Annotated in this window: 8 protein-coding genes and 1 pseudogene; 5 read left to right on the top strand and 4 right to left on the bottom strand. The window is 69.8% G+C overall.

Annotation, left to right across the window (positions count from 1 at the left end; translation table 11 throughout):
- Together AB0H87_RS39265 and AB0H87_RS39260 are read left to right on the top strand one after the other, a co-directional pair.
- Nucleotides 1-86 (top strand): annotated as a pseudogene (locus AB0H87_RS39265) (hypothetical protein); the annotation flags it as partial.
- A gap of 235 nt (nt 87-321) precedes the next feature.
- Nucleotides 322-561, top strand: coding sequence for a hypothetical protein (locus AB0H87_RS39260; protein ID WP_360158100.1), 240 nt, complete (start codon nt 322-324; stop codon nt 559-561).
- On the opposite strand, the gene AB0H87_RS39255 is transcribed toward AB0H87_RS39260, so the two are convergent.
- Together AB0H87_RS39255 and AB0H87_RS39250 are read right to left on the bottom strand one after the other, a co-directional pair.
- Nucleotides 558-1,418 carry a helix-turn-helix transcriptional regulator gene (locus AB0H87_RS39255; RefSeq protein ID WP_360158097.1) on the bottom strand — a complete coding sequence of 287 codons (861 nt, stop codon included), beginning with the start codon at nt 1,416-1,418 and terminating at the stop codon, nt 558-560. The two genes, AB0H87_RS39260 and AB0H87_RS39255, sit on opposite strands and share 4 nt — an antisense overlap.
- Nucleotides 1,419-1,609: 191 nt before the next feature.
- Entirely contained in the window at nt 1,610-1,792 is a 183-nt protein-coding gene (locus AB0H87_RS39250; RefSeq protein WP_360158103.1) for a DUF397 domain-containing protein, read from the bottom strand.
- Nucleotides 1,793-2,070: 278 nt separating this feature from the next.
- Here AB0H87_RS39250 and AB0H87_RS39245 point away from each other — a divergent pair, with 278 nt between their 5' ends.
- The gene (locus AB0H87_RS39245) at nt 2,071-2,253 is read left to right on the top strand and encodes a DUF397 domain-containing protein (RefSeq protein ID WP_360158094.1); all 183 of its coding nucleotides are present in this window, start codon (nt 2,071-2,073) and stop codon (nt 2,251-2,253) included.
- Here the strand turns inward: AB0H87_RS39245 and AB0H87_RS39240 are convergent.
- A complete protein-coding gene (locus AB0H87_RS39240) occupies nt 2,243-2,575 on the bottom strand; it encodes a DUF3817 domain-containing protein (protein ID WP_360158091.1) in 333 nt (110 codons plus the stop codon). The two genes, AB0H87_RS39245 and AB0H87_RS39240, sit on opposite strands and share 11 nt — an antisense overlap.
- A gap of 23 nt (nt 2,576-2,598) precedes the next feature.
- The gene (locus AB0H87_RS39235; protein ID WP_360158088.1) at nt 2,599-3,072 is read right to left on the bottom strand and encodes a hypothetical protein; all 474 of its coding nucleotides are present in this window, start codon (nt 3,070-3,072) and stop codon (nt 2,599-2,601) included.
- A gap of 99 nt (nt 3,073-3,171) precedes the next feature.
- Between AB0H87_RS39235 and AB0H87_RS39230 the strand changes: the two genes are divergently transcribed.
- Both AB0H87_RS39230 and AB0H87_RS39225 read left to right on the top strand, forming a co-directional pair.
- Complete coding sequence (locus AB0H87_RS39230) at nt 3,172-3,453, top strand: DUF6158 family protein (protein ID WP_360158085.1); 282 nt, start codon at nt 3,172-3,174, stop codon at nt 3,451-3,453.
- 2 nt (nt 3,454-3,455) lie between these two features.
- The gene (locus tag AB0H87_RS39225; RefSeq protein ID WP_360158082.1) at nt 3,456-3,650 is read left to right on the top strand and encodes a hypothetical protein; all 195 of its coding nucleotides are present in this window, start codon (nt 3,456-3,458) and stop codon (nt 3,648-3,650) included.
- The last annotated feature ends 180 nt before the right edge of the window (nt 3,651-3,830 follow it).

The raw sequence follows: 3,830 nt of genomic DNA, 5'->3' as shown, positions 1-3,830 counted from the left end.
GCCTACTTCCAGACGCGCCGCATCGCCGGCTCAACCGGCTGACCGGCGAGTGGGTCCTGGTCTCACCGCACCGCACGGCCCGCCCCTGGCAGGGCGCGCCACCCGCCTCGGCGTCGCGGATCGCCTGGTGCTCCACCACCAGGAAGCCGGCACCTTCTCGTCCCCGCACGCCTTCGACCTGGTGCTCAGCGTCGGCGCTACGCACGCGTTCGGCGGCCTGCTGCCGACCTGGCCGCGGCGCGCGAACACCTGGCCCCGGGCGGGCGCGTCCTGGTCGGCGAAGGGTTCTGGGACGGCGAGCCCACTCCCGAGGCCGTCGCGATGCTCGGCGATCTCGCCGACGGGTGGACGCCCGTCCACGGCCACGTCAGCACGCGCCGCGAGCTGGACGACTGCGAGTGGGCCTGTTGGGGTTCGCTGGCCGCGTGGGCGCTGGACAACCCGTCCGACCCGGACAGCGCGGCGGTGCTCGGCACCGCGGCGACCCGGCGCACGGAATGGCTGCGTGGCTACCGCGACGCCTTCGGGTTCCTCTGCCTGGTGCTGCGCCGGACGGCCTAGAGCTCGCCCGCGACCTTCTCGATGAAGGAGAGCGAGTCCGTGGGGGAGAGGGCGATCGAGCTCAGCCACTTGAACTCGGAGTGGTAGGGCGCCGTCTCCATCGGGCGTTCGATGAAGTTCTCCAGCAGCGCGCTCTCGAGGTAGACCACGTCGTCGTCGGCCTCGTCCGGGAACTGCAGGATGACGAACGAGCCCGCGGCGGTCATCGCGCCCGCGGAGAAGGGGACGACCTGGATCGTGGTCGTGGGGGAGGCGGCCAGGGCCACCAGGTGTTCGAGCTGCTCCCGGTGGACGCCGGCCCCGCCGATGGCGCGGCGGAGGACCGCCTCGTCGAGGATGATGTCGAACTCGGGTGGCTCGTCGCGGCCCAGGATCTCGCGCTTGCGGCGCATGCGGACGTCGACCCGGGTGTCCAGCTCGTCCGGCCGGATCTGCCCCGGGGTGCGGTTGGTGACCACCGCGCGGGCGTAGTCGCGGGTCTGTGCCAGGCCGGGGACCACACTGGACTGGAAGCAGCGCATCGCCGACGCCTCTGCCTCGAGGCCGATGTATTGCGCGTAGTGTGCCGGGATCGCGCCGCGGGAGTCCTGCCACCAGGGCTTCTGGCGGGCCACGCGGGCCAGCGCGATCAGCTCTTCGGCCTCGTCGGAGCCGTCGATGCGGTAGAGGTGGAGCAGCGCGCGGACGTCGTTCGTGGAGATGCTGACCCGGCCGGTCTCGATGCGGATCAGCTTGCTCAGGGACCAGTCCATCGCCTCGGCGACGAATTCCTGGGTCAGTTCGGCTTTTTCCCGGGCGGCCCGCAGTGCCGTGCGCAGTCGACGCCGGCTGGCGGTGGGCCCTTGGACCGTCGTCACGCCCGCCTCCGGTCGGGGGGAGATGTCAGCTCAGGCTGGCCAAGTGGCACATTGCGATTTGCCAGGTTGCACCTTGCCCAAGAGTACACCTGTCGATGGACGTTCGGCCATCTGCACATATATCTGCCGCTATATGTGCGGCACGCCGGCCTGGTCGGCCGGCGTGCCGAATGGACTGCCGAGAGAACGGTTCAGCGGGGCAGGTCGAACTCGCCGGCCGCCACGCCGGCGATGAAGCCCCGCCAGTTGGCGGCGTCGAAGTGCAGCCGGGTGTCGGGCGCGGTGGAGTTGCGCAGGATTGCACCGTCACCGACCGTAGCGACTTCGGCGCAGTTCACCGCTTCGCAGCGTGAGCTACGACGGAAAACGGGCATGGTTGTCTTGCTGTCGGACATTCGGATCTCCGCAGGCTCGGGGCTTGATTGAGGCACCAAAAGAGCGCGGGCTGTGAGCTCCCACAGGGGCCGCGCCAGCATAGGAACTTAGCGGTGGATCGTCCACAATGGAAGACGAATCGCCCGGTCGGGCCCCAACTGTTCACCCCATTGATAATGAAGATCACCAAGAGATGAAAACTGAATCACCGTGAGTGAGCACGCTCACGCCACGGTCACTCTTCGCAACGAGACCGTGCTTATGAGAGATTGCATTGATGGATATGACGCTCGACTGGCGACGCAGCAGTCACTGCGAATCAAACCAGTGTGTCGACGTCGCGGTTACGGCCGGCGGCGTACTCGTTCGGGGGAATCCGCGCGGGCAGGTGTTGCGCTTTCCCCCGGAAGCGTGGCAAGCGCTCTGCGTCGCCCTGAAGACGGACGTCGTCAGGAGGTGACGGCCACCGGCTCGTCCGCGGTCTCCGCCGCGGCCCGGGCCCAGCCGACCACCTTGCGCTCGGCGTAGAACGACACGAACGGGATCGTGCCCGCCAGCATGACCAGCAGCATGCGCCCGATCTGCCAACGCGCCCGCCGGCCGAGGTCGAAGACCGCGACCAGGTAGACCATGTAGAGGAAGCCGTGCGCCGGGCCGACGGTCTCCACGACCGTCGCGTTGTCGGCGAGGTACTTCAGTGGCATGCCGATCGCCGTGAGGACGATCAGCACGACACCGACCACGTACGCGATGATCCGGTACCGGGTGAGGGCTGCGCGCATGGTGCGGGGGGATCCTTCCTCGATCAAGCAGGACCGCGACGGCGGCCCGGGTACTGGGAGGCCTTGGCGCCCGGGTTGGCGTTGAGCCAGGCGAGATAGTCGTTGTACTCGTCGAGCGCCGGGTCGGGCCCGGGCTCGGCGGTGGCCACGGCGGCGCGGCGGGGCACGAGCACCGGACGCCGGAAGCCGGAACCGATCTTGGGCGTCCTCGTGCCGAGCACGGGCGGCCGGACGGGGACGGGGGTCGGCTCGGGTGCCGCCGAAGGCTCCGGAGCGGCCGGCGTCGGGGCACCGCGGAGGGCGTCCCTGATCTCCCGGTACCAGATGAACGCCACGAAACCCGCGAACACCGGCCATTCGAAGGCGTACGCCCAGCTCAGCGTGTTGCCCGCGGACGCCCGGGAGACCTGCCACCAGCCCAGCGCGAGGAAACCGCCGATCAGGGCGAGCGCGAGCACATGCTTCGCGATCATCGGTGGGGTGACCAGACGCCTCATGTCCAACGAGGGTACCGGCGTCCGCTGAGCACTCCGACGGCGCGTCGTAGTCGGCGCGAATCTTGGTTACCCGCCGCCGGAAATGGGCAGTATCGAACCATGACCGAATCTTCTGGGCGCCGCGAGTCGACCGAGTCCGTGGACGTGACGGTCTCGGTCGTCGGCGAGGACGTCGGTGTCGACCCGAGTGAGCTCTCCGACGACGACCTGATCCGCGAGCTGCACAGCCTGCACCGGACCCGGCTCGACACGCTCCGGCACGGCTCGGACCCGGCGCTCGCCAACCACCTGCGCCGCACCGCGGAGCTGGAGACCGAGTACCTGGCCCGGCACCCGGGCCGCGAGGTCGACCCGCACCGCCTGCGCGACGGGGTGGCGTGATCATGAGCGCGCGCGAACCGCTCGGCCGGGCGCCCGGCGACACCGACCCGGCCGACCCGGGCGAGGACGACGACTTCGCCGCCGAGCACGAGGACACCGCGGTCGACGAGTCGATCACCGACGGCAAGGACCGCGGCGAGGAGGAGAGCCCGCGCGGCTGGGCCGGGCTGGAGGAGCACGACCACTCCGGAAACTGAGGACGCCGCCGGGAATGATCCCGACGGCGGCGCCGTTGAGCTGTCTGTCGGTGTGTCCAGTGTCCCCGGGCCTCACCTAATTGCCTTCGCGGAATACCGTCCGGCTGGAGCCGCGTCGTGCCACTCGCCGAGAGGCGACCTGCACACCGACACCGCAAGCGCCGCCCCCGGGCTCTGCCC

The organism is Asanoa sp. NPDC050611 (assembly GCF_040654855.1).
Taxonomy (GTDB): Bacteria; Actinomycetota; Actinomycetes; order Mycobacteriales; family Micromonosporaceae; genus Asanoa.
The sequence above is the reverse complement of the archived record's forward strand: the minus strand, read 5'-3'. Positions and strand labels throughout refer to the sequence as shown.

Excerpts from the sequence above, each read along its gene's own strand:
- AB0H87_RS39260 (WP_360158100.1), top strand. The coding sequence starts at position 322 with ATGCTCGGCGATCTCGCCGACGGGTGGACGCCCGTCCACGGCCACGTC.
- AB0H87_RS39235 (WP_360158088.1), bottom strand. The coding sequence starts at position 3,072 with ATGAGGCGTCTGGTCACCCCACCGATGATCGCGAAGCATGTGCTCGCG.
- AB0H87_RS39230 (WP_360158085.1), top strand. The coding sequence starts at position 3,172 with ATGACCGAATCTTCTGGGCGCCGCGAGTCGACCGAGTCCGTGGACGTG.
- AB0H87_RS39245 (WP_360158094.1), top strand. The coding sequence starts at position 2,071 with ATGGATATGACGCTCGACTGGCGACGCAGCAGTCACTGCGAATCAAAC.
- AB0H87_RS39240 (WP_360158091.1), bottom strand. The coding sequence starts at position 2,575 with ATGCGCGCAGCCCTCACCCGGTACCGGATCATCGCGTACGTGGTCGGT.
- AB0H87_RS39225 (WP_360158082.1), top strand. The coding sequence starts at position 3,456 with ATGAGCGCGCGCGAACCGCTCGGCCGGGCGCCCGGCGACACCGACCCG.
- AB0H87_RS39250 (WP_360158103.1), bottom strand. The coding sequence starts at position 1,792 with ATGCCCGTTTTCCGTCGTAGCTCACGCTGCGAAGCGGTGAACTGCGCC.